Annotated in this window: 14 protein-coding genes and 3 pseudogenes; 8 read left to right on the top strand and 9 right to left on the bottom strand. The window is 67.8% G+C overall.

Annotated elements, in window-relative coordinates; all coding sequences use genetic code 11:
• Positions 1-11: 11 nt before the first annotated feature.
• Together ACQ86A_RS10855 and ACQ86A_RS10850 are read left to right on the top strand one after the other, a co-directional pair.
• Positions 12-1,586: a DNA polymerase Y family protein gene (locus tag ACQ86A_RS10855; RefSeq protein ID WP_431277084.1), complete on the top strand. Its 1,575-nt coding sequence runs from the start codon at positions 12-14 to the stop codon at positions 1,584-1,586.
• Positions 1,573-4,980 (top strand): error-prone DNA polymerase, encoded by a 3,408-nt coding sequence (locus tag ACQ86A_RS10850; protein ID WP_431277083.1) that lies wholly within the window; start codon positions 1,573-1,575, stop codon positions 4,978-4,980. Before ACQ86A_RS10855 ends, ACQ86A_RS10850 begins: the two co-directional genes overlap by 14 nt.
• A 39-nt stretch (positions 4,981-5,019) precedes the next feature.
• On the opposite strand, the gene ACQ86A_RS10845 is transcribed toward ACQ86A_RS10850, so the two are convergent.
• From ACQ86A_RS10845 to ACQ86A_RS10835, 3 genes and pseudogenes are all read right to left on the bottom strand, one after another.
• Positions 5,020-5,799, bottom strand: coding sequence for an AMP nucleosidase (locus ACQ86A_RS10845; protein WP_431277082.1), 780 nt, complete (start codon positions 5,797-5,799; stop codon positions 5,020-5,022).
• A gap of 11 nt (positions 5,800-5,810) precedes the next feature.
• Positions 5,811-6,554 carry a VIT1/CCC1 transporter family protein gene (locus ACQ86A_RS10840; RefSeq protein WP_431277081.1) on the bottom strand — a complete coding sequence of 248 codons (744 nt, stop codon included), beginning with the start codon at positions 6,552-6,554 and terminating at the stop codon, positions 5,811-5,813.
• 101 nt (positions 6,555-6,655) lie between these two features.
• Positions 6,656-8,469 (bottom strand): annotated as a pseudogene (locus tag ACQ86A_RS10835) (DEAD/DEAH box helicase).
• A gap of 135 nt (positions 8,470-8,604) precedes the next feature.
• Here ACQ86A_RS10835 and ACQ86A_RS10830 point away from each other — a divergent pair.
• A pseudogene (locus ACQ86A_RS10830) lies at positions 8,605-9,395 on the top strand (SGNH/GDSL hydrolase family protein).
• Between the two features lie 41 nt (positions 9,396-9,436).
• Here the strand turns inward: ACQ86A_RS10830 and ACQ86A_RS10825 are convergent.
• Together ACQ86A_RS10825 and ACQ86A_RS10820 are read right to left on the bottom strand one after the other, a co-directional pair.
• The gene (locus tag ACQ86A_RS10825) at positions 9,437-10,681 is read right to left on the bottom strand and encodes a D-alanyl-D-alanine carboxypeptidase family protein (RefSeq protein WP_431277080.1); all 1,245 of its coding nucleotides are present in this window, start codon (positions 10,679-10,681) and stop codon (positions 9,437-9,439) included.
• Positions 10,682-10,700: 19 nt separating this feature from the next.
• Positions 10,701-11,525, bottom strand: a complete 825-nt coding sequence (locus tag ACQ86A_RS10820) for a TrmH family RNA methyltransferase (RefSeq protein WP_431280427.1) — start codon at positions 11,523-11,525, stop codon at positions 10,701-10,703.
• Positions 11,526-11,669: 144 nt separating this feature from the next.
• Here ACQ86A_RS10820 and ACQ86A_RS10815 point away from each other — a divergent pair, with 144 nt between their 5' ends.
• Together ACQ86A_RS10815 and ACQ86A_RS10810 are read left to right on the top strand one after the other, a co-directional pair.
• Positions 11,670-12,515 carry a Sir2 family NAD-dependent protein deacetylase gene (locus ACQ86A_RS10815; RefSeq protein WP_431277079.1) on the top strand — a complete coding sequence of 282 codons (846 nt, stop codon included), beginning with the start codon at positions 11,670-11,672 and terminating at the stop codon, positions 12,513-12,515.
• 31 nt (positions 12,516-12,546) lie between these two features.
• Positions 12,547-13,146, top strand: a complete 600-nt coding sequence (locus ACQ86A_RS10810) for a histidine phosphatase family protein (RefSeq protein ID WP_431277078.1) — start codon at positions 12,547-12,549, stop codon at positions 13,144-13,146.
• Positions 13,147-13,185: 39 nt separating this feature from the next.
• On the opposite strand, the gene ACQ86A_RS10805 is transcribed toward ACQ86A_RS10810, so the two are convergent.
• Positions 13,186-14,277: a glycosyltransferase family 4 protein gene (locus ACQ86A_RS10805; RefSeq protein WP_431277077.1), complete on the bottom strand. Its 1,092-nt coding sequence runs from the start codon at positions 14,275-14,277 to the stop codon at positions 13,186-13,188.
• Positions 14,274-15,203, bottom strand: coding sequence for an alpha/beta fold hydrolase (locus ACQ86A_RS10800; protein ID WP_431277076.1), 930 nt, complete (start codon positions 15,201-15,203; stop codon positions 14,274-14,276). Before ACQ86A_RS10800 ends, ACQ86A_RS10805 begins: the two co-directional genes overlap by 4 nt.
• Positions 15,204-15,338: 135 nt before the next feature.
• Here ACQ86A_RS10800 and treS point away from each other — a divergent pair.
• The 3 genes and pseudogenes from treS to ACQ86A_RS10785 all read left to right on the top strand — a co-directional run bounded on the left by treS (position 15,339) and on the right by ACQ86A_RS10785 (position 18,172).
• A pseudogene (gene treS, locus ACQ86A_RS10795) lies at positions 15,339-17,049 on the top strand (maltose alpha-D-glucosyltransferase).
• A 38-nt stretch (positions 17,050-17,087) separates the two neighbouring features.
• On the top strand, positions 17,088-17,774 hold the full coding sequence (locus ACQ86A_RS10790) for an exonuclease domain-containing protein (protein WP_431277075.1): 687 nt from the start codon (positions 17,088-17,090) through the stop codon (positions 17,772-17,774).
• A gap of 50 nt (positions 17,775-17,824) precedes the next feature.
• Positions 17,825-18,172, top strand: coding sequence for a DUF4190 domain-containing protein (locus ACQ86A_RS10785; RefSeq protein ID WP_431277074.1), 348 nt, complete (start codon positions 17,825-17,827; stop codon positions 18,170-18,172).
• 66 nt (positions 18,173-18,238) lie between these two features.
• On the opposite strand, the gene ACQ86A_RS10780 is transcribed toward ACQ86A_RS10785, so the two are convergent.
• Positions 18,239-18,490, bottom strand: a complete 252-nt coding sequence (locus ACQ86A_RS10780) for a type B 50S ribosomal protein L31 (RefSeq protein WP_387063794.1) — start codon at positions 18,488-18,490, stop codon at positions 18,239-18,241.
• Positions 18,491-18,611: 121 nt separating this feature from the next.
• Positions 18,612-19,421 carry an ABC transporter ATP-binding protein gene (locus tag ACQ86A_RS10775; protein ID WP_431277073.1) on the bottom strand — a complete coding sequence of 270 codons (810 nt, stop codon included), beginning with the start codon at positions 19,419-19,421 and terminating at the stop codon, positions 18,612-18,614.
• Positions 19,422-19,438 lie beyond the last annotated feature (17 nt).

The raw sequence follows: 19,438 nt of genomic DNA, 5'->3' as shown, positions 1-19,438 counted from the left end.
ATCGTGCTGTGGTGTCCGGACTGGCCGGTGACGGCCGCGGTTCAGGCATTCGAGCTCTCCCCCGACGCACCCGTCGCGCTCGTCGACCGCAACCTCGTGTTCGCCTGTTCGGCGGCTGCGCGCATCGAGGGGTCAAACGCGGGCTGCGCATCCGGGAGGCTCAGGCCCGCTGCACGACCCTGCTGGTGTTCCCGTACGACCCGGTGCAGGATGCTCGCACGTTCGAGCCCGTTCTCGCCGCCATCGAGGAGATCACCCCCGGCGTGCAGCTGGTGCGTCCGGGCACGTGCGTGCTGCGCGCCCGGGGACCGGCCCGATACTACGGCGGCGAGGAACGTGCTGCCGCCGAGCTGCTGCGCTGCCTGGAAGGGCTCGGCGTCCCGGATGCCCGCATCGGCATCGCCGACGGACCGTTCGCCGCCGAGCAGGCAGCACGCAGCACCGGGGCCGACCGGGTGCGCATCATCTCGCCGGGCGACTCCCCCGCCTTTCTGGCGCCGCTCCCCGTGGCGATGCTGGGCCGGGACGAGCTGACTCCGCTGTTCCGGCGTCTCGGCATCCATCGGCTCGGCGACCTGGCCGCCCTCGACCGCACGGATGTGCGCGAGAGGTTCGGCGAGCTCGGCGCGCACTGCCACACCCTGGCGAGCGGCCTCGATGGCGCCGCGGTCGTTCCACGCACTCCGCCCAAACAGCTCGACCGGGTGATCGAGTTCGAACCGCCGCTCGACCGCGTCGACCAGGTGACGTTCGCCTTCCGCGCCACCGCGGAGACGTTCATCGCCGGGCTCACCAAGGCCGGGCTCGTCTGCACATCGCTGCGCATCGAGGTGACCGACGAGCGGGGGCGGATGAGCGAGCGCACCTGGCTGCACCCCCGCCTGTTCTCTGCTCCGGATGTCGTCGACCGGGTGCGCTGGCAGCTGCAGGGGAGCGGCGCGATCGACAGCGGGCTCGGCTCCCCCATCATGCGCGTGCTGGTCGCCCCCGAGGCCGTCGACGACATCGGCCACCACGAAGACGGGTTGTGGGGCGGCGGGGCGGACGAGCGCATCCACCACGGGTTGTCGCGCGTGCAGAGCATGCTCGGACACGACGCCGTGCTCACGGCGACCATCGGCGGCGGTCGCGCGCTGTCCGAACGGCAGGTGCTCGTTCCGTGGGGTGACCGTGCGGTGGGCGTGGCGAAGGCGGAGCAGCCGTGGCCCGGCAGCCTGCCCGCACCGGCGCCGGCGACCGTGTTCGAGGAGCCGCTCCCGGTCACCGTGCTCGCCGCCGACGGCGGCCCGGTCGCGGTGGATGAGCGGGGGCGGTCACCGCGTCGATCGCGCGGTTCTCCCCCACCCGCGTCGGCGCTTCCGGCCCGGCCCGTGACAGCTCCGGCACCCGCGAAGTGGCGGGCTGGGCAGGCCCGTGGCCGGTGCGCGAGCGCTGGTGGGACGCATCCCTCGCCCGCACCGTGCAGCGCTTTCAGGTGGTCGACGCCGACGGCACCGCCTGGCTGCTCGTGCTCGACGGCGCCGAGTGGCGCGCGGAGGCCCGCTATGACTGAGCGCGCAGGGGGTGCCGCCGATGGGCTGGAATAACCCGCCGATCCCGTGGGCGGAGTTCGAGCGACGACTGTCCGGCACGCGACGCACGAGCGAGCCGGCGGATGAGCGGCCGTCGTCGCGCAAGCGGGCGGCGTACATCCCACCCCCGCTCCGGCCGGAGGAGCCGGAAGACGATCCCGGCCACGTTCCGTACGCGGAGTTGCACGCGCACTCCAACTTCAGCTTTCTCGACGGCGCCAGCTCGCCCGAGGAACTGCTCGAGGAGGCGACCCGGCTGCGCCTGCACGCCCTCGCGGTCACCGACCACGACGGCTTCTACGGAGTCGTGCATCTCGCCGAGGCCGCGGAGGCGTACGACAGGGTGAAGACGGTGTTCGGCGCCGAGCTGTCGCTGCAGCTCAGCAAGCCGCAGAACGGTGAGGCCGACCCCGAGGGCAGCCACCTCGTCGTGCTCGCCCGGCAGCAGGAGGGGTACCACCGGCTGGCCGCAGCCCTCACCGCCGGGCAGCTCGCCGGTGACGAGAAAGGCAAGCCGGTCTACGACCTCGACAGTCTCGCCGAGCGCGCCGACGGCGCCTGGACGATCCTCACCGGCTGCCGCAAAGGCGATGTGCGCCTGGCGCTGGCGAGCGGCGGCGAGTCCGCGGCCGAACGCGAGGTGAAGCGCCTGGCCGACCTGTTCGGCCGCGAGAACGTGCTCGTCGAGCTCATCGACCACGGCAATCCGCGCGACACCACCGACAACGACACCCTCGCCCGGATAGCCGGCCGCCTCGGGATGCCGGTGGTCGCTACGAACAACGTGCACTACGCATCCCCGGCCCAATATCCGCTCGCCGCAGCGCTCTCCGCCGTGCGCGCGCGCCGCAGCCTCGACGAGATGGACGGCTGGCTGCCCGCCTCCGACGCCGCCCACCTGCGCAGCGGCCGCGAGATGGCAGCGCGGTTCGGCCGGTATCCCGGAGCGGTGGAGCGCACGGTAGAGGTCGCCGACGACCTCTCCTTCCGGCTGCGCAGCGCGCGACCCAACCTGCCGAAGCAAGAGGTTCCCGAAGGTCACACCCCGATGAGCTGGCTCCGTGAGCTCACCTGGCGGGGTGCAGCCGAACGCTACTCCGACCTCGATCGCAACAAAGCCAAGCGGGAGCGGATCGAACGCGAGCTCGAGGTGATCGAGGCGAAGGACTTCCCCGGGTACTTCCTGATCGTGTACGACATCGTGAAGTACGCGCGCGAGCAGGGCATCCTGTGCCAGGGTCGCGGTTCGGCGGCGAACTCGGCGGTCTGCTACCTGCTCGGGATCACCGCGGTCGACTCGATCAAGTACAACCTGCCGTTCGAGCGGTTCCTCTCCAGCATGCGCGAGGAGGAGCCCGACATCGACGTGGACTTCGACTCCGACCGGCGCGAGGAGGTCATCCAGTACGTCTATCGCAAGTACGGCCGGCTGAACGCGGCCCAGGTGGCGAACGTCATCACCTACCGCCCGAAGAACGCCGTGCGGGACATGGCCAAGGCGCTCGGCCACAGCCCCGGTCAGCAAGACGGCTGGTCGAAGCAGATCGACTCGTGGGGGTCGGTGCAGGCGACAGCCGACCACGACATCCCGGATGCGGTGGTCGACCTCGCGCAGCAGGTGCTGAAGTTCCCGCGGCACCTGGGCATCCACTCCGGCGGCATGGTGCTCACCGACCGGCCGGTCGGCGAGGTGTGCCCCATCGAGCATGCCCGCATGGAGAACCGCACGGTTCTGCAGTGGGACAAAGACGACTGCGCGTGGATGGGCCTGGTGAAGTTCGACCTGCTCGGTCTCGGGATGCTCAGCGCGCTCGACTACTCGATGAAGACCATCGCGGCCGCTCTCGGCGAGGAGTGGACGCTCGACAGCATCCCGAAGGAGGAGCAGGGCGTCTACGACATGCTCTGCCGGGCCGACTCGATCGGGGTGTTCCAGGTGGAGAGCCGCGCCCAGATCGGCACGCTTCCGCGGCTGCAGCCGCGCACGTTCTACGACCTGGTGATCGAGATCGCGCTGATCCGGCCGGGGCCGATCCAGGGTGGGGCCGTGCATCCGTACATTCGCCGCAAGCTCGGGCAGGAGGAGGTGACCTACCTGCATCCGGCGCTGGAGCCGGTGCTGGAACGCACGATGGGTGTCCCGCTGTTCCAGGAGCAGCTCATGCAGATGGCCGTCGCGGTCGGCGACTGCACCGCCGAAGACGCCGACCTGCTGCGCCGGGCGATGGGGTCGAAGCGCGGGCAGGAGAAGATCGGCACCCTGAAGGCCAAGCTCTACGACGGCATGGCGCACAACGGCATCACCGGTGACGATGCCGACGCGATCTACTCGAAGATCGAAGCCTTCGCCAATTTCGGTTTCGCCGAAAGCCACGCCATCAGCTTCGCCCTGCTCGTCTACGTGAGCTCGTGGATGAAGCTGCACTACCCCGGCGCCTTTCTCGCCGCCCTGCTGCGCGCGCAGCCGATGGGGTTCTACTCACCGCGCACCCTGACCGCGGATGCTCGACGCCACGGCGTGATCGTGCGCCGCCCCGACATCCTGCGCTCCGAGGTGTTCCCGGTGCTCGAACCCTTGGACGAGAACCGCTCCCGCTCCGGACCCACCGGGATGGACCCCTGTCTCGTCACCGAGCAGCCGCCGATCGAGCCATACCGCCGCGAGGTGCCGCTCGACTACGAGAGCCACCGCCGTGACGCCGGGCACGCCGTGCGCCTCGGTCTCGCCGGTGTCACCTCCATCGGCGAGAAGCTGGCCGAGAAGATCGTGACCGAACGGATGCGCGGCGGCGCGTACACGAGTCTCGGCGACCTCGCCCGCCGGGTCGGGCTGAACGTCACCCAGCTGGAGGCGCTCGCCGCTGCCGGAGCCTTCGAGAGCTTCGATCTGAGCCGCAGGCAGGCGATCTGGGAGGCCGGCAACGCCGCCCAGGAGAAGCCCGAGTACCTGATCGGCACGAGCATCTCTGTGCAGCCGCCGCTGCTGCCCATCCTGACCCCAGCAGAACAGCTCGCGAGCGATCTCTGGGCCACCGGCATCTCCACCGACGACCACCCCATCAGCTTTCTGCGTGCCCAGTTGCACGAGCGAGGCGTCTACCGGGCCGACCAGCTGGCAGCGGCAGAGTCCGGCCGCCGCATCGAGGTGGGTGGCGTGGTGACGCACCGGCAGCGGCCGGCCACGGCCGCCGGGGTGACATTCCTCAATCTGGAGGACGAGACCGGACTGGTGAACGTGGTGTGCCCGGTCGGGGTCTGGAACCGCTATCGGCGGGTCGCTCGGGAGGCGCCGGCCATGGTCATCCGGGGCATGCTGGAACGCAGCGAGGAAGGTGTCGTCAACGTCATCGCCGACCGCTTGGAGACCCTGACCGTGGGGATGCGCACGACCTCACGCGACTTCCATTAACCGCGCGAGCGTCACAATGCCAGCGCGCCGGACTCGGCCTCAGGCGTCTTCGAACCGCAGGTGCCTCACGCTGCGACCGTTGCGGCGAACGAGCTTCAGCGCCTCCACCCCGATCTGGATGTGCCGGTCGACGAACTGCGCCGTCACCCCGATGTCGCTCTCGGCCGTCTTCACACCCTCCGGCACCATCGGCTGGTCCGAGACGAGCAGCAGCGCCCCGCTCGGGATGCGGTTGGCGAACCCCGCGGCGAAGATGGTCGCCGTCTCCATGTCGACAGCCATGCACCGCGTGCGCTTCAGGTAGGCCTTGAACGTGTCGTCGTGCTCCCAGACCCGGCGGTTGGTCGTGTACACCGTGCCGGTCCAGTAGTCGTGGCCGAGGTCGCGGATGGTCGTGGAGACACCGCGCTGCAACTGGAACGCCGGCAGCGCGGGCACCTCCGGCGGCAGGTAGTCGTTCGACGTACCCTCGCCACGGATGGCCGCAATCGGCAGCAGGAGGTCGCCGAGCTTGTTCTTCTTCTTCACCCCGCCGCACTTGCCGAGGAAGAGCACCGCCTGCGGAGCGACAGCGCTCAGCAGGTCCATCACCGTGGCGGCGTTCGGGCTCCCCATCCCGAAGTTGATCATTGTGATGCCGTCGGCGGTGGCGTTGGGCATCGCCTTGTCGGCTCCCCGGATCTCGACCCCGTTGTCGGTGGCGAACCGCGAGACGTAGTCGCTGAAGTTGGTGAGCAGCACGTGCTGGCCGAACTCTTCGAGCGGCGTTCCCGTGTACCGCGGCAGCCAGTTGGCCACGATCTCCTGCTTCTCTTTCACGATGTCCTCCCTCAGACGACGCCGGTGGTGCCCAGCAGGGCGCCGATGGCGAAGGTTGCCACCAACGCGATGGCTCCGCCGATCACCACTCGTATCGTGGCACGCCAGCGCGAACTTCCGCCGATGTACGCGGCCACATATCCCGTGATGGCCAGAGCCAGGAGCACGACGACGAACGTCACGGGCACCCTGACCCCGTCGGGCAGCAGCAGCATCGGGATGAGCGGCAGGATCCCGCCGATCGTGAACGCCACCGCAGACGCGAGCGCCGCATGCCACGGGCTCACGACGTCGTCGGGGTCGATGCCGAGCTCGGCCGAGAGGTGAGCGCCGAGCACGTCGTGTTCGGTGAGTTCGATCGCGACCTGGCGCGCCGTCTCAGGCCGGAGGCCTTTGGCCTCGTAGAGACCGGCCAGTTCTCTGAGCTCCTCCTCCGGCGTCTCCTCGAGTTCGCGGCGCTCCTTCGCGATCAGGGCATGCTCGCTGTCACGCTGACTGCTCACCGACACGTACTCGCCGAGGGCCATCGAGATCGCGCCGCCGACCAAAGCGGCAAGCCCTGCCGTGAGGATCGGCGCGATCTCGGCTGTAGCTCCCGCCACACCGACGGCGACGGCCGCGACGGACACGATTCCGTCGTTGGCCCCGAGAACACCTGCCCGCAGCCAGTTCAACCGCTGGGCGAGGCCCTCGCGATGTGGCTCGTCCGGGTGCTGGAACGGCACCGGACCTTCGTTGCTCGCAGACTCCGACATGGCTCAAGCAGAGCACGTTCGGGCTGGTTCGCGCCACCCAGGACAGGCTGCCCGAACCCGACCCGCGTCGTGAGACGGAGGCACCAGTCGATGGGCGCGGGTCAGCCCCGCCCGAGCCGCTTGCGCAGAAAGTCGATCCGCGACTGCAACTGGGTGACGGATGCCTGTGCCACGGCAGGTCCGCCGCAGACCCGTCGTAGTTCTGCATGCACCAGTCCGTGCGCCTCGCCCGTGTTCTTGGCGTAGAGACCGACGAGGCTGTTGAGCAGCGATCGCTGTTCCTTCAGGTTGCGGTAGAGCGGCGCCGGCGGATGGCCTTCCGCGTTCGCAGGTCGCGATGATGTACGCCGCGCCTGGCGCTGCTGCCGTTGGGTCAATAACTCGTGCACCTGGTCGGGCTCGAGGATGCCAGGCAGCCCGATGAAGTCGTGCTCCTCATCGCTGCCGGGAACGGCGTAGCTGCCGAACTCCCGGCCGTCGTAAAGGACGCGATCGAAGTTCGCCTCCGACCCGATCGCCTCGAACGAGAACTCCTCGGTGAGCGCATCCGAGCCCCGCTCCTGACGGTTCGCCTCGGCCATCATCGCGTCTTCGGGGTTGAAGAAGTCGCCCTCGGCGTTCTCGTCGGTCGGTCGGTCGAGCGCGTGGTCGCGCTCCAGTTCGAGCGCGTTGGCCAGAGCCATCAGGGCGGGCACGTTCGGCAGGAAGACGGATGCGGTCTCGCCGCGACGGCGCGCCCGCACGAACCGGCCGATCGCCTGGGCGAAGAACAGCGGCGTGGATGCGCTCGTCGCGTACACACCGACCGCCAGCCGTGGAACATCCACGCCCTCCGACACCATGCGCACGGCGACCATCCAGCGCGATGTCCCCTTCGAGAAGGCCTCGATCCGGTCGCTCGCCTCCTTCTCATCGGAGAGCACGACGGTGACCGGCTCCCCCGTGATCTGCTGCAGGAGGTCTGCGTACGCGCGCGCCGTGTAGTGGTCGGTAGCGATGACCAGTCCGCCGGCGTCGGGGATGGAGTTGCGCACCTCCGTCAACCGCCGGTCGGCCGCGCTCAGCACGGCCGGAATCCACTCACCCTTGGGGTCGAGCGCCGTTCGCCATGCCTGCGCCGTGATGTCTTTCGTGTTGCCCTCGCCGAGGCGCGCTTCCATCTCGTCGCCGGCCTTCGTGCGCCAGCGCATGTGCCCTGCGTAGACCAGGAAGATCACCGGACGCACGACGCCGTCTTCGAGCGCCCGCCCGTAGCCGTAGTTGTAATCCGTCAGGGATGTGCGGATCCCGGCCTTATCGGGCAGGTACGTGACGAACGGGATCGGCGACGTGTCGGAGCGGAACGGCGTTCCCGTGAGCGACAGCCGCCGGGTGGCGCGCTCGAATGCCTCCCGGATGCCGTCACCCCAGCTGAGTGCGTCGCCGCCATGGTGCACCTCGTCGAGGATCACCAGCGTGCGGTAGCCCTCTGTGATGTCCTTGTGCAGGCTCGGACGCATCGCCACCTGCGCGTACGTGACCGCGACGCCCTTGTAGTGCCGCGCGTAGCGGCCGTCAGCGTTCTTGAACTCGGGGTCGAGGTGCAGCCCGACACGTTCCGCCGCCTCGGCCCACTGCCGTTTGAGGTGCTCGGTCGGCGCGACGACGGTCACGCGCTCGACGGCGCGCGAGCGCAGGAGCTCGGTCGCTAGCCGCAGCGCGAACGTGGTCTTGCCGGCGCCGGGGTCGCCGCCGCGAGGAAGTCGCGGGGCTCGCTCTTGAAGTAGACGTCGAGTGCCTCGGCCTGCCAGGCGCGGAGCTTGTCCGCCGTTCCCCAGGCGGCACGTTCCGGGAAGGAGGGCGACAGGTGCTCGGCGGCGAACGTGCCCGCGTGGGCTCCCGGTCTCTCGCCCCCGTCGACGGATGCGCCATCCAGAGTCTCCTGGTCGGAGTTCGGGGGCGAGGTCGGCGTTTCCACTTGAATCGAATTTACCCGCTGCAGCCGACACTCGCCGACCTCGCGACGACGCCCGGGCGTGCCGCGGGTCTGCGCGGCGTGCAGAATGGATGAATGGCCGAAGCTCAGCATCCGTGGTCCCGCTATGTCGCACTGGGAGACTCGTTCACCGAAGGGATCGGGGATCCCGAGCCGGGCAGCCCCGGCGGCCACCGAGGCTGGGCGGACCGTGTAGCCGAGGTCCTGAGCCGGCAGACGGATGACTTCGCTTACGCCAACCTCGCCGTTCGGGGAAAACTGATCAAGCAGATCCTAGACGAGCAGGTCGAGCCGGCGATCGCCCTGCATCCCGACCTCATCACGATCTCGGCGGGCGGCAACGACGTCATCCGTCCCGGTACCGACCCCGATCAGATCGCCACGCTGTTCGACCAGGCTGTCGCCAAGCTCAGCGCGGAGGGCGCCACCATCGTCGTGTTCACCGGCGTCGACGTCGGGTTCTCCCCGTGTTCCGCGGCATCCGCGGCAAGGTGGCGATCTACAACGAGAACGTTCGCGCGGTCGCCGCCAAGTACGACTGCATCGTCGCCGATCAGTGGTCGCTTTCCGAGATCCAGGATGCGCGGATGTGGGCTCCCGATCGTCTCCACCTCGCCCCGCTCGGCCACCACACCGTCGCCAGGATGGTGCTGGCGGCGCTCAACGTCGAGAACGACCTGCAGCCCCTCGAACCCGAGCCCCTTCCGCCGCGCACGTGGCGCCAAGCGCGTGCCGAAGACCTGTCGTGGGCGCGCGCCTACCTCGTGCCGTGGGTCGTGCGCCGCATCCGTCACCAGTCGTCGGGCGATCACGTGCTGCCCAAGCGACCGGAAGCGATCCCGTTCTCGATCCCGATCGACGAGTAGACGCAGCACCGACCGAGCGAGGCGCGCGCCAGCGAGTCCTCTCAGGCCCCCATGCCGCCCGGATGCGCCAGCCGCCACCACGGTCCCGGATCCGGCAGCGCCTTGGCCAGGGCGAGAAGCGCCGTCTGCGTCTTGCCATTGAGCGTGAAGGTGATCTGCCCGACCACCTCGCCCTTCGTGCCCGACTGGAGCGGACGCGTCTCGAGCGCGACCTGGATCGGCGTGTCCGACCAGACCACGAACATCTTCGTCGAGGTCGCGATGAGCCGCGACTTCGCACCCCACGGCGTCGTGTACGTCCCGTACGACTGCCCGACCTTCGAGGCGTCCACCTCGTGGAAACCGCTCTGCATGCTCGTGAGCAGGGTCTTCACCGCCGCCCAGAGGTCGGCGTGGGTAGGCGCGGCGAGCACCACCCCGATCACGCGCACCTTGCTCTGACCGACTGTCATCTGTGCCGAGAACAGGAGGCAGTTTCCGGCCTCGGGAGTGTTTCCCGTCTTGATCCCGTCGATTCCGTCGACGCCGATCAACGTGTTCGTATTGTCCTGCGATCCCGCGCCCGGAAGCGTGACGTTCTTCTGCGACACGATCGTCGAGAGCACGGGATCGGCAAGGGCAAGCTTTCCGATACCGATCAGGTCCTTCGTCGTGCTGACACTGCCCGGGGTGAGGCCGTCAGGGCTCTCCAGATGCGTTCCGCTGAACTGGTTCGCTGCGAGCCAGGTGTTGGCGGCCTTCACGAACGCGCCAGTGGACCCGTATGCCCAGGTGGCGAGCGAGATGGCGTAGTTGTTGGCCGAAGGCAGAAGCATCGCCTCGAGTGCCTGCTTCTCGGTCAGCGACGTGCCCGCGACGACCGGCGCCCACGAACCCCCTGCCGCGATCACCTGCTTCCAAATGTTCACGTCTTTCTGTGTAAACGAAATGCTCGGACCGTCGTCTCCCGCCTTCAGCGGCTTCTTGTCGAGCACCACCAACGCGGTGATCGTCTTCGTTACGCTGGCGATCGGCATCTGCGCGTCGGAGCCGTGGTATTCGGTCGCTCCCGGGTAGTCGGGTGCGGTGATCCCGCCCGCTCCGAACGCGGGCCAGTTCAGTGCGACCTTCGACTGGGCGATGGTCGACTCGTGCTGAGTGACGGCAGCTGTTGCAGGAACCGGCGCGAAGAGCGCACCCGAGACGTACATGGCGGCCACGAGGAAGATGCCGACGAAGCCGAAGACGACGATGCGTCGGCGGCGATACGTCTTCTGCCGGGCGGCGCGTTCAGGCTGGTCTAGCACCCGCAAATTCTACGGGCAACTATTCCGCCGATTGCTGAGAACGCGCGCGCAACGCCCAGAGCGCCACTGCGCTCGCCGAGGCGACGTTGAGCGAGTCCACCCCGTGCAGCATCGGGATGGTCACGACCGTGTCCGCTGCAGCGAGTGCGTGGCGGCTGAGGCCATCGCCCTCCGAGCCGAGCACGAGCGCGACGCGCGATGGTCGCTCCGCCGTGTACGCGTCCAGCGTGACCGCGTCGTCGGCCAGCGCCAGCGCCGCGATCTCGAAGCCCGCTTCGTGCAGGATGGGCGCGGCCACATCCCACTCCGGGATGCGCGTCCACGGCACCTGCAGCACCGTGCCCATGCTGACCCGCACGCTGCGTCGGTAGAGGGGATCCGCGCACCGGGGGCTGATCAGAACGGCGTCCGCGCCGAGCGCCGCGACGGACCGGAAGATGGCTCCGACGTTCGTGTGGTCGACGATGTCCTCGAGCACGACGACGAGCTGCGCATCCCGAAGCAGATCCGCCGGATCGGGCAGCACCGGTCGGTGCATGGCCGCGAGTGCGCCCCGGTGCAGGTGGTAGCCCGTGAGCGCCTCCAGCACCGAGCTCTCCCCGACGAAGACCGGGACATCCGGAAAGTCGGCGAGAAGCGGCTCGACGTCGGGCAACCACTGCTCCTGCAGCAGCACGGATCGCGGCACGTGACCGGCAGCCAGAGCCCGCGTGATGACCTTGGTCGACTCGGCGATGTAGAGGCCGCCCGCGGGCTCGCTCACCCGGCGGAGCGCGACATCCGTGAGGCTCGAATAGTCGGCGAGACCGTCCGCGCTGAGATCGGTGATGCGATGGATGCGCACGACGGGTCCGCCTCTCTGGAGGGCTTCGAGGATGGTTCCGCCCGGATGCGGCGGTATGACGGCTTCCACATTGCCAGTAGTCGGAAACAAATCGGAAAACTGCGGTGTTTAGACTCAGGGAAGTCGGTTGAGCTGGAGGTGTCGATGGAAACGGTCGCGACGGAGCTCTCCCCCGAACTCGCCCGCGGGATCGATCAGGTGACCGACCTTCTGGCCGGGCGGCAATTCGCCGTGCTGACCGGGGCCGGTGTGAGCACTGATTCCGGCATCCCCGACTATCGCGGCGAGGGCGCTCCCACCCGCAATCCGATGACGTTCCAGCAGTTCCTCTCGGCGGAGTCGTTCAGCAAGCGCTACTGGGCCGGCAGTCACCTCGGCTACCGTCGCTTCGCCGCGGCCGCGCCGAACGCCGGCCACTTCGCGCTCGCCGACCTGGAGAGGGCCGGCGCGGCCAACGGCGTCATCACCCAGAACGTCGACGGCCTCCACAAACAGGCCGGCACCCGCAAGGTCGTCGACCTGCACGGCGCCATGGACCGCGTGCTGTGTCTCACCTGCGGTCAGGTCTTCGCCCGTGAGAGCGTCTCCGCGCGGATCGAGGCCGCCAACCCTTGGCTCGACACCGAGGGCGCCGTCGAGATCGCCCCGGACGGCGACGCGATCGTCACCGACATCGACTCGTTCGTCGTGCCGAACTGCACCGTCTGCGGTGGCAGGCTCAAGCCCGACGTGGTTTTCTTCGGAGAGTTCATCCCCGCCGAGAAGTACCGCGAGGCGAGCGCATTGGTTCGTTCCTCCGACGCCCTTCTGATCGCCGGCTCGTCGCTGGTCGTCAACTCGGGCATCCGGTTGCTCGAGGAGGCCCGTCGTCGCCGCCTCCCGATCGTGATCGTGAATCGCGGCGTCACCAAGGGCGACTCCCGCGCGACCGTTAAGCTGGAGACCGGGACCACGGAGACCCTCGTCGAGCTCGCCAGGCGACTCGCCTGAGCACCGCGCGTCCTGCGACGAAAGGACGCGCGTGACCCGGATCTCCCTCGTTCGCCACGGTCAGACCGACTGGAACCTGGCCAAACGAATCCAAGGCTCCAGCGACATCCCGCTCAACGAGACGGGGCGCGAGCAGGCGGAGACGACCGGGCTGGCCATGGCCGGCGGCAGCTACGACGCCATCTACGCGAGTCCCCTGAGCCGGGCAACCGAAACCGCCGCGATCATCGCGAGCCACACCGGCCTGGATGCTCCGCTCCCGCTCCCCGCTGTCGCCGAACGCCGCTACGGCGAGGCCGAGGGACTCACCGGCGCCGAGATCCTCGCTCGCTGGCCGGAGGGAACTCCCGTCCCTGGCCGGGAGACCCGCGAGGCGGTGGTGGAACGCGCCCTTCCCGCTCTCGTTGATCTCGCCGAGAAGCACCCGGACGAGTCGATCATCGTCGTGAGCCACGGCGGGGTCATCAGCTCGCTCGTCCGCCACATCACCTCACACGCCCTCCCCGGCCCTGGCGAGGTCATCCCGAACGGATCCGTGCACGAGTTCGTCTACGACGACGGCAAGCTCACCCTCGACCGCTTCAATGTCAGCACCGAGGATCGGGACCTGTTCACCGCGTCCGTTCTCTGAACGAGCGCGGCCAGATCACCGGGCTCCGAGCATCCGGAATCAGCCGAGCCGGCGCTTGGCCCTCGCGACAGCCGCCGTCAGCACGGTCAGCAAATGCTCGGCTGACGCGTCCCACGTGAACCGCGCCGCCTCAGTCTTCGACAGCGCCGACCGTGCGGCCCACACCCCATCCGATTCCAGGTCCCGGATGCGCGCGGCCAGCTCGTCGGCGCTCTCCGGCGCGAAGTAGAGGGCGGCCTCTCCCCCGATCTCGCGGAAGATCGGGATGTCGCTCACGACCACCGGCGTGCCGAGCGTCATCGACTCGACCAGCGGGATCCCGAAGCCCTCATCGAGCGAAGCGGTCACCAGCGCCGTTGCCGACGCCAGCGTCTCTGCGTACTCCTCGTCACTCGCGCCATTGTGGAAGACCACGCGAGCGCCCGGGGCAACCGCCGTGAGCCGCTCTCGCTCCGCATCCGTCACCCGGCTCATCAGGTGCAGCTCGTAGTCGGGCAGCAGCGCGGCAGCACGCACGAGCGTCTCGACGTTCTTGTACGGCATGAACGATCCCATGTAGACGAGGGTCTTCTGCGCCGGGGAGGTGCGGACGAACGACTCCGCCGGCATCTCCGGGAGGTCTGCCGCGTTCGGCACCACGTGCACCGGCCGTCGGGTCAGCTTGTGCTCTGCGATCAGCTCCTTGGTCGTCTTCGACACGGTCACGACCGCGTCCGACCGGTTCAGCAGCATCCGTTGCGGCCACCAGGCGAGGTGGTAGAGCCGCCACAGCAGCCGGATGGGCGCAGGCAGATCGCGCGGAGGCGTTCGATTGCGGTAGTAGATCAGATCGTGCACCGTCAGCACGAGGCGGTACCGACGACCCCAGCCGCCCATCGTCTGCATAGGGGTGAAGACGACGTCGGGCTTGAGCTTGTTCACCTGGCGCGCGACCCACGGCTCGCGGGCGCTCGTCGGCGAGCTGACGATCTCCCACGGCAGCGCGGGAAGCATGTCGAGCTGCCGGTGATCGCTGATGAGCATGGTCACCGAGTGCCGCTTCGCCAGAGCGCCCACGAGCCCGGCCGTGTAGCGGCTGATGCCGTCGTGTCGCCCGATGCGGGTGTAGCGGCAGTCGAACACGATCTTCATTTCGTGCCCACCGCGAGGAATTCCTCGATCGCCCGCGCGGCCTCGACCGGCGTCTCGTAGTGGATCAGGTGGCCCACACCCGGGATCACCACGAGTCGCGCATCCGGGAACAGCGTCTGCAAACGGCGCTGCGCCGAGACCGGCGTGATGTCGTCCCTCTCCGCTGCCACGAGCAGAGTCGGTTCCGGGATGCGCGCCGCATACTCGCTCACATCGTGCGAGACGGATGCGCGGAACGCTTCGAGCACGACGCGGCGGTCGCTGAACGCACTGAAGTACCGATCGTGCTGGTCGTGGATCCACCGGCGGAGCGACTTGCGCTTGGTCTTCGCCATGGTCATGCTCATGACCCGCACGATGACGCCGTTCCGCAGCAGCCAGAAGCCGAGCCGCTCGGGGAGGACAGCGGCCAACCAGTAATAGAAGATCGCCAGTCGGGTGAACACCCCGCGGGGTCCTTCGAGCGCCGGTGCGCCGATCGGGTTCACGAGGATCACGGCAGACGGTTGGATCGCATCCGGCGCCGCGGTCGTGCTCGACACGTCCCGAGTCGCGAGGGCTGCGGAGACGACGATCGACCCGAAAGAGTGTCCGAGCACCACGAACCGGCCCTCGATACCGAGACCGTGCACGAAGGCCCGGAGCCACGCGGAGTACCCGTCGATGTCGTGCGCCACGTCGCCCAGAGGGTCGGATTCGCCGAACCCGGGCAGGTCGGGTGAGATCAGGCGTACGCCTTGAAGGTTGGCGACGACGGGTTCGAGTCCGTGGTGATCGCCGCGGAAGCCGTGCACCAGCACGATCGTGGTGTCGGCCTGCGGGTCGCCATAGTCCCAGTAGCGGGTCGTGCCGCCCAGGACGGCGAGCTCGGACGTACGCACCGGGATGCGCCCGAGGGCGTCGGCATATGGTGAAGTAACGGTCATCGCAGACCAGTTTAGGCAAGGCAGGTGTACAGTCCCGGCAATGTGGTCTCAGGACTGGACAGCCCACCGTCTCCAACACCTAGACTCGTGTGACTGTAATCGCTTGCATCCGGCCGCCGCGCCAGAAGGAGAACCGTGAGTTTCACTGCGCCCATCACGCTCCCCGGGCTCACCCTCGACCCCCAGTGGTACCGCAGGTCGGTCTTCTACGAGGTGATGATCCGCTCCTTCGTCGACAGCAACGGCGACGGCTCCGGCGACATCCAGGGGCTCACGGCCAAGCTCGACTACCTGCAGTGGCTCGGTATCGACGCGCTGTGGCTTCCCCGTTCTTCCAGTCCCCCTGCGCGACGGTGGTTACGACGTCTCCGATTTTCGAGCGATCCTGCCCGACTTCGGCACGATCGACGAGTTCAAAGACCTCGTCACTAAAGCGCACGAACGCAACATGCGCGTCATCATCGACCTGCCGATGAACCACACCTCCGACCAGCACGAGTGGTTCCAGCAGTCCCGCACCGACCCTGAGGGCCCGTACGGCGACTTCTACGTGTGGAACGACGACGACGACGAGAAGTGGCCGGACATCCGGATCATCTTCGTCGACACCGAGGACTCGAACTGGGCCTTCGATGAGGCACGCCGACAGTTCTACTTCCACCGCTTCTTCTCCCACCAGCCCGACCTCAACTTCGAGAACCCGGCCGTGCACGAAGCGATGTTCGACATCGTGCGGTACTGGCTCGACCTCGGTGTCGACGGGTTCCGGCTCGATGCGATCCCGTACCTCTACGAGTCGGACGAGGGCAACGGCGAAGGCGAGCCCAAGACTCACGACTTCATCAAGAAGCTCCGCGAGATGGTCGATCGCGACTACCCGGGGCGCATCATGGTCGCGGAAGCGAACCAGTGGCCGCGCGAGGTCGCCGCGTTCTTCGGCACCGAGGAGGAGCCCGAGTGCCACATGGCCTTCGACTTCCCGGTGATGCCGCGCATCTTCTACTCGCTCCGTTCGCAGCAGGCCGGCGAACTCGTGCGGGTTCTCTCCGAGACCACCGACATTCCCGAAGGCTCGGGGTGGGGCGTCTTCCTGCGCAACCACGACGAGCTCACCCTCGAGATGGTGAGCGAGGAGTACCGGCAGGCCATGTACGGCTGGTACGCGTACGACCCCCGGATGCGTGCCAACATCGGTATCCGCCGACGTCTGGCGCCCCTCCTCGACAACTCGCGCGCCGAGCTCGAACTCGCGCACGCGCTGCTCTTCTCGCTGCCTGGCAGCCCGTTCCTCTACTACGGCGACGAGATCGGGATGGGCGACAACATCTGGCTGCCCGACCGCGACAGCTCGCGCACGCCCATGCAGTGGACGCCTGACCGCAACGCCGGATTCTCGACAGCCGACCCCGGCAAGCTGTTCCTGCCGGTCGTTCAGTCCCTGGTGTTCCACTACAACCAGGTGAACGTCGAGGCGCAGCTCGCCCAGTCGCGCTCGCTGCTGCACTGGATCCGCAACGTGATCCATGTTCGCAAAGCGCATCCCGTGTTCGGGCTCGGCTCGATCCGCGTGCTGCAGACCAACCACGAGTCCGTGCTCGCCTTCGTGCGGTCGTACGAAGGAAGCGGCTCGCACTTCGGCGACCAGCCGGAAGACGTTCTTTGTGTGTTCTCGTTCGCCCACAACCCTGTTTCCGTGCAACTCGAGGCGTCTGAATTCGCCGGAAGCACGTTGTACGACATGTTCGGCGGCGGCGAGTTCCCGACGGTGGCAGAAGACGGCCGCTTCACGCTGACGCTCGGAACCCAGAGCTTCTACTGGCTCCACGTGGAGCCGCGCCGGGCCTGAATCAAGGCACTGACGGTGGTGCCGCATACGCTTGCCGTATGAGCAATTGGCACGATGAACTGGGCGTCTTCGACGTGGAAACCACGGGTATCGATGTCGAATCGGCCAGGATCGTGTCGGCGCACGTCGGTCGTCTCGATGATCACGGACACGTGGTCGAACGGCACGACTGGCTCGTCGATCCGGGGGTGGACATCCCGGCAGAGGCGACCGCTGTGCACGGCATCAGCACCGAGCACGCTCGCACGGTCGGAATGCCGGCTGCGCAGGCTGTCGCAGAGATCGTGGCGACGCTGCGCATCCTGTTCGCTCGCGGAACCCCGGTCGTCGCGTACAACGCCCCATACGATTTCACGTTGTTGAACCGGGAGGCGCGGCGCTACGGCGTCGCGCCTCTTGACACCCCCGGTCCGATCATCGATCCGCTGGTGATCGACAAAGCGGTCGACAAGTACCGCCGAGGCAAGCGCACCCTCGCCCTCACCGCCCTGTTCTACGGTGTCGACCTCACGGATGCGCACGACGCGGGCGCCGACGCGATAGCCGCCGGGCGGGTCGCCCAGGCTCTCGCCCGCGTCCACGCCGAGGCGCTCGCGTTCGAGGCGATCGAACTGCATCACCTGCAGGTGTCGTGGTGCCGCGAGCAGGCCGAGGACTTCCAGGCGTACATGCGTCGCGAGCACAACCCGGCATTCACGACGTCGGGTCTCTGGCCCGTCCGCTGATCCTGATCTGGGGGTTCCCTCTGAATCTGCTGGGCAATAAACTCAGCGCCATGAGTACTCCCGATCAGCCACAGCAGCCCGACGTTCCCCAGCAGCCGTACGGCCAGCAGCCGCCCGCGGCGCCGCAGTACGGCGAATCCGCACAGTACGCCCCACAGCGCGGCTACAACACGATGTCGATCGTCGCGTTCATCCTGGCGTTCTTCGTCTCGATCGTCGGCATCATCCTGGGCTTCATCGCCCTGTCCCAGATCAAGAAGACCGGCGAGCAGGGCCGAGGACTAGCGCTCGCGGCCGTCATCATCGGCTTCGTCGAGATCGCCCTCGGCATCATCTTCACGATCGTGTTCATCGCACTGATCGGCTCGGCGGGCGTCACCTACCAGATGAACAGCTAGTCGACCCGTCCACGAACACCAAAGAGGCCCCGCTCTGTTGAGCGGGGCCTCTTTCGGTGGCTGGGATTACTTGCCGAAGTTCTTGTAGCGCGAGTTGAACTTCTCGACACGACCGGCCGAGTCGAGGATGCGCTGCTTGCCCGTGTAGAACGGGTGCGACTCGGAGGAGATCTCGACGTCGATCACCGGGTAGGTGTTGCCGTCTTCCCACTCGATCGTCTTCTCGCTCGTCACGGTGGAGCGGGTAAGGAACGTCGCACCCGAGGCCAGGTCGCGGAAAACCACCGGGGCGTAGTCGGGGTGGATGTCAGTCTTCATCAGGACTTCCTTGTTGCGTAGTGTTGGTTGGTCATGCCCACGGCGGCAGAGCCGGGGCGGGAAGCATGTCGGCACGGGGCATCACAGCTCACCGGGCCGGCTACCGAGTTTAGCAGATTGTTCAGTCTGCGGCGGCCTCTGCAGTGGCCTGTCGCGCTCGAGCGGTGTATCGGCCGCTGTCTTCGCTCAGCGTGACGTCGATTCCGAAGGTCTCGCTCAGACGCTCCGACGTCACGACGTCGCCGATCTTGCCCTGCGCCGATACGCCGCCGTCTTTCAAGAGCAGCGCGTTGCCGAATCCGAGCGGGATCTCCTCGACGTGGTGCGTGACCATGACGATGGCGGGCGAGCGCGGGTCGCTGGCGTAGCCGCCGAGCAGCTGCAACAGCTCCTCGCGTCCGCCGAGGTCGAGGCTGGCGGCCGGCTCGTCGAGCAGGAGGATCTCGGGGTCGGTCATCACCGCACGAGCGATCTGCACGCGCTTCTGCTCGCCGTCGCTCAGGTTGCCGAACGCGCGCTCGGAGAGGTGGTCGAGGTTCCACTCGCTCAGCACGCGGTGAGCGCGACGCTCGTCGATCTCCTCGTACTCCTCGTTCCAGCGACCGGTCACCGCGTACGCCGCCGTCATGACGACGTCGAGCACCGTCTCGGTTCTCGGGATGCGGCGGGCCAGAGCGCTCGAAGCGAAGCCCAGACGGGGCTTGAGCTCTGCCAGGTCGCTGTGTCCCAGCGGCTCACCGAGCACCGTCGCGTGACCGGACGTCGGGTGAAGAGCCGCGGCCGCGATCTGCAGCAGGGTCGTCTTTCCGGCGCCGTTCGGGCCCAGAACGACCCACCGTTCGTCCGGCTCGATCGTCCAGTTCACCGAGTCGAGAATCGTATTCCCATCACGGACGACGGACACATCTTCAAGCTTGAGAACGCTGGGCATGACCTCTAGCCTACCGG

It is taken from the genome of Leifsonia poae (genome assembly GCF_050632195.1).
GTDB lineage: Bacteria > Actinomycetota > Actinomycetes > Actinomycetales > Microbacteriaceae > Leifsonia > Leifsonia poae_C.
This window is presented reverse-complemented; position numbering and strand designations above follow the sequence as displayed.

Coding starts and splice junctions, on each gene's coding strand:
- ACQ86A_RS10850 (WP_431277083.1), top strand. CDS start 1,573: ATGGGCTGGAATAACCCGCCGATCCCGTGGGCGGAGTTCGAGCGACGA.
- ACQ86A_RS10840 (WP_431277081.1), bottom strand. CDS start 6,554: ATGTCGGAGTCTGCGAGCAACGAAGGTCCGGTGCCGTTCCAGCACCCG.
- ACQ86A_RS10815 (WP_431277079.1), top strand. CDS start 11,670: ATGGAAACGGTCGCGACGGAGCTCTCCCCCGAACTCGCCCGCGGGATC.
- ACQ86A_RS10805 (WP_431277077.1), bottom strand. CDS start 14,277: ATGAAGATCGTGTTCGACTGCCGCTACACCCGCATCGGGCGACACGAC.
- ACQ86A_RS10800 (WP_431277076.1), bottom strand. CDS start 15,203: ATGACCGTTACTTCACCATATGCCGACGCCCTCGGGCGCATCCCGGTG.
- ACQ86A_RS10790 (WP_431277075.1), top strand. CDS start 17,088: ATGAGCAATTGGCACGATGAACTGGGCGTCTTCGACGTGGAAACCACG.
- ACQ86A_RS10785 (WP_431277074.1), top strand. CDS start 17,825: ATGAGTACTCCCGATCAGCCACAGCAGCCCGACGTTCCCCAGCAGCCG.
- ACQ86A_RS10780 (WP_387063794.1), bottom strand. CDS start 18,490: ATGAAGACTGACATCCACCCCGACTACGCCCCGGTGGTTTTCCGCGAC.
- ACQ86A_RS10775 (WP_431277073.1), bottom strand. CDS start 19,421: ATGCCCAGCGTTCTCAAGCTTGAAGATGTGTCCGTCGTCCGTGATGGG.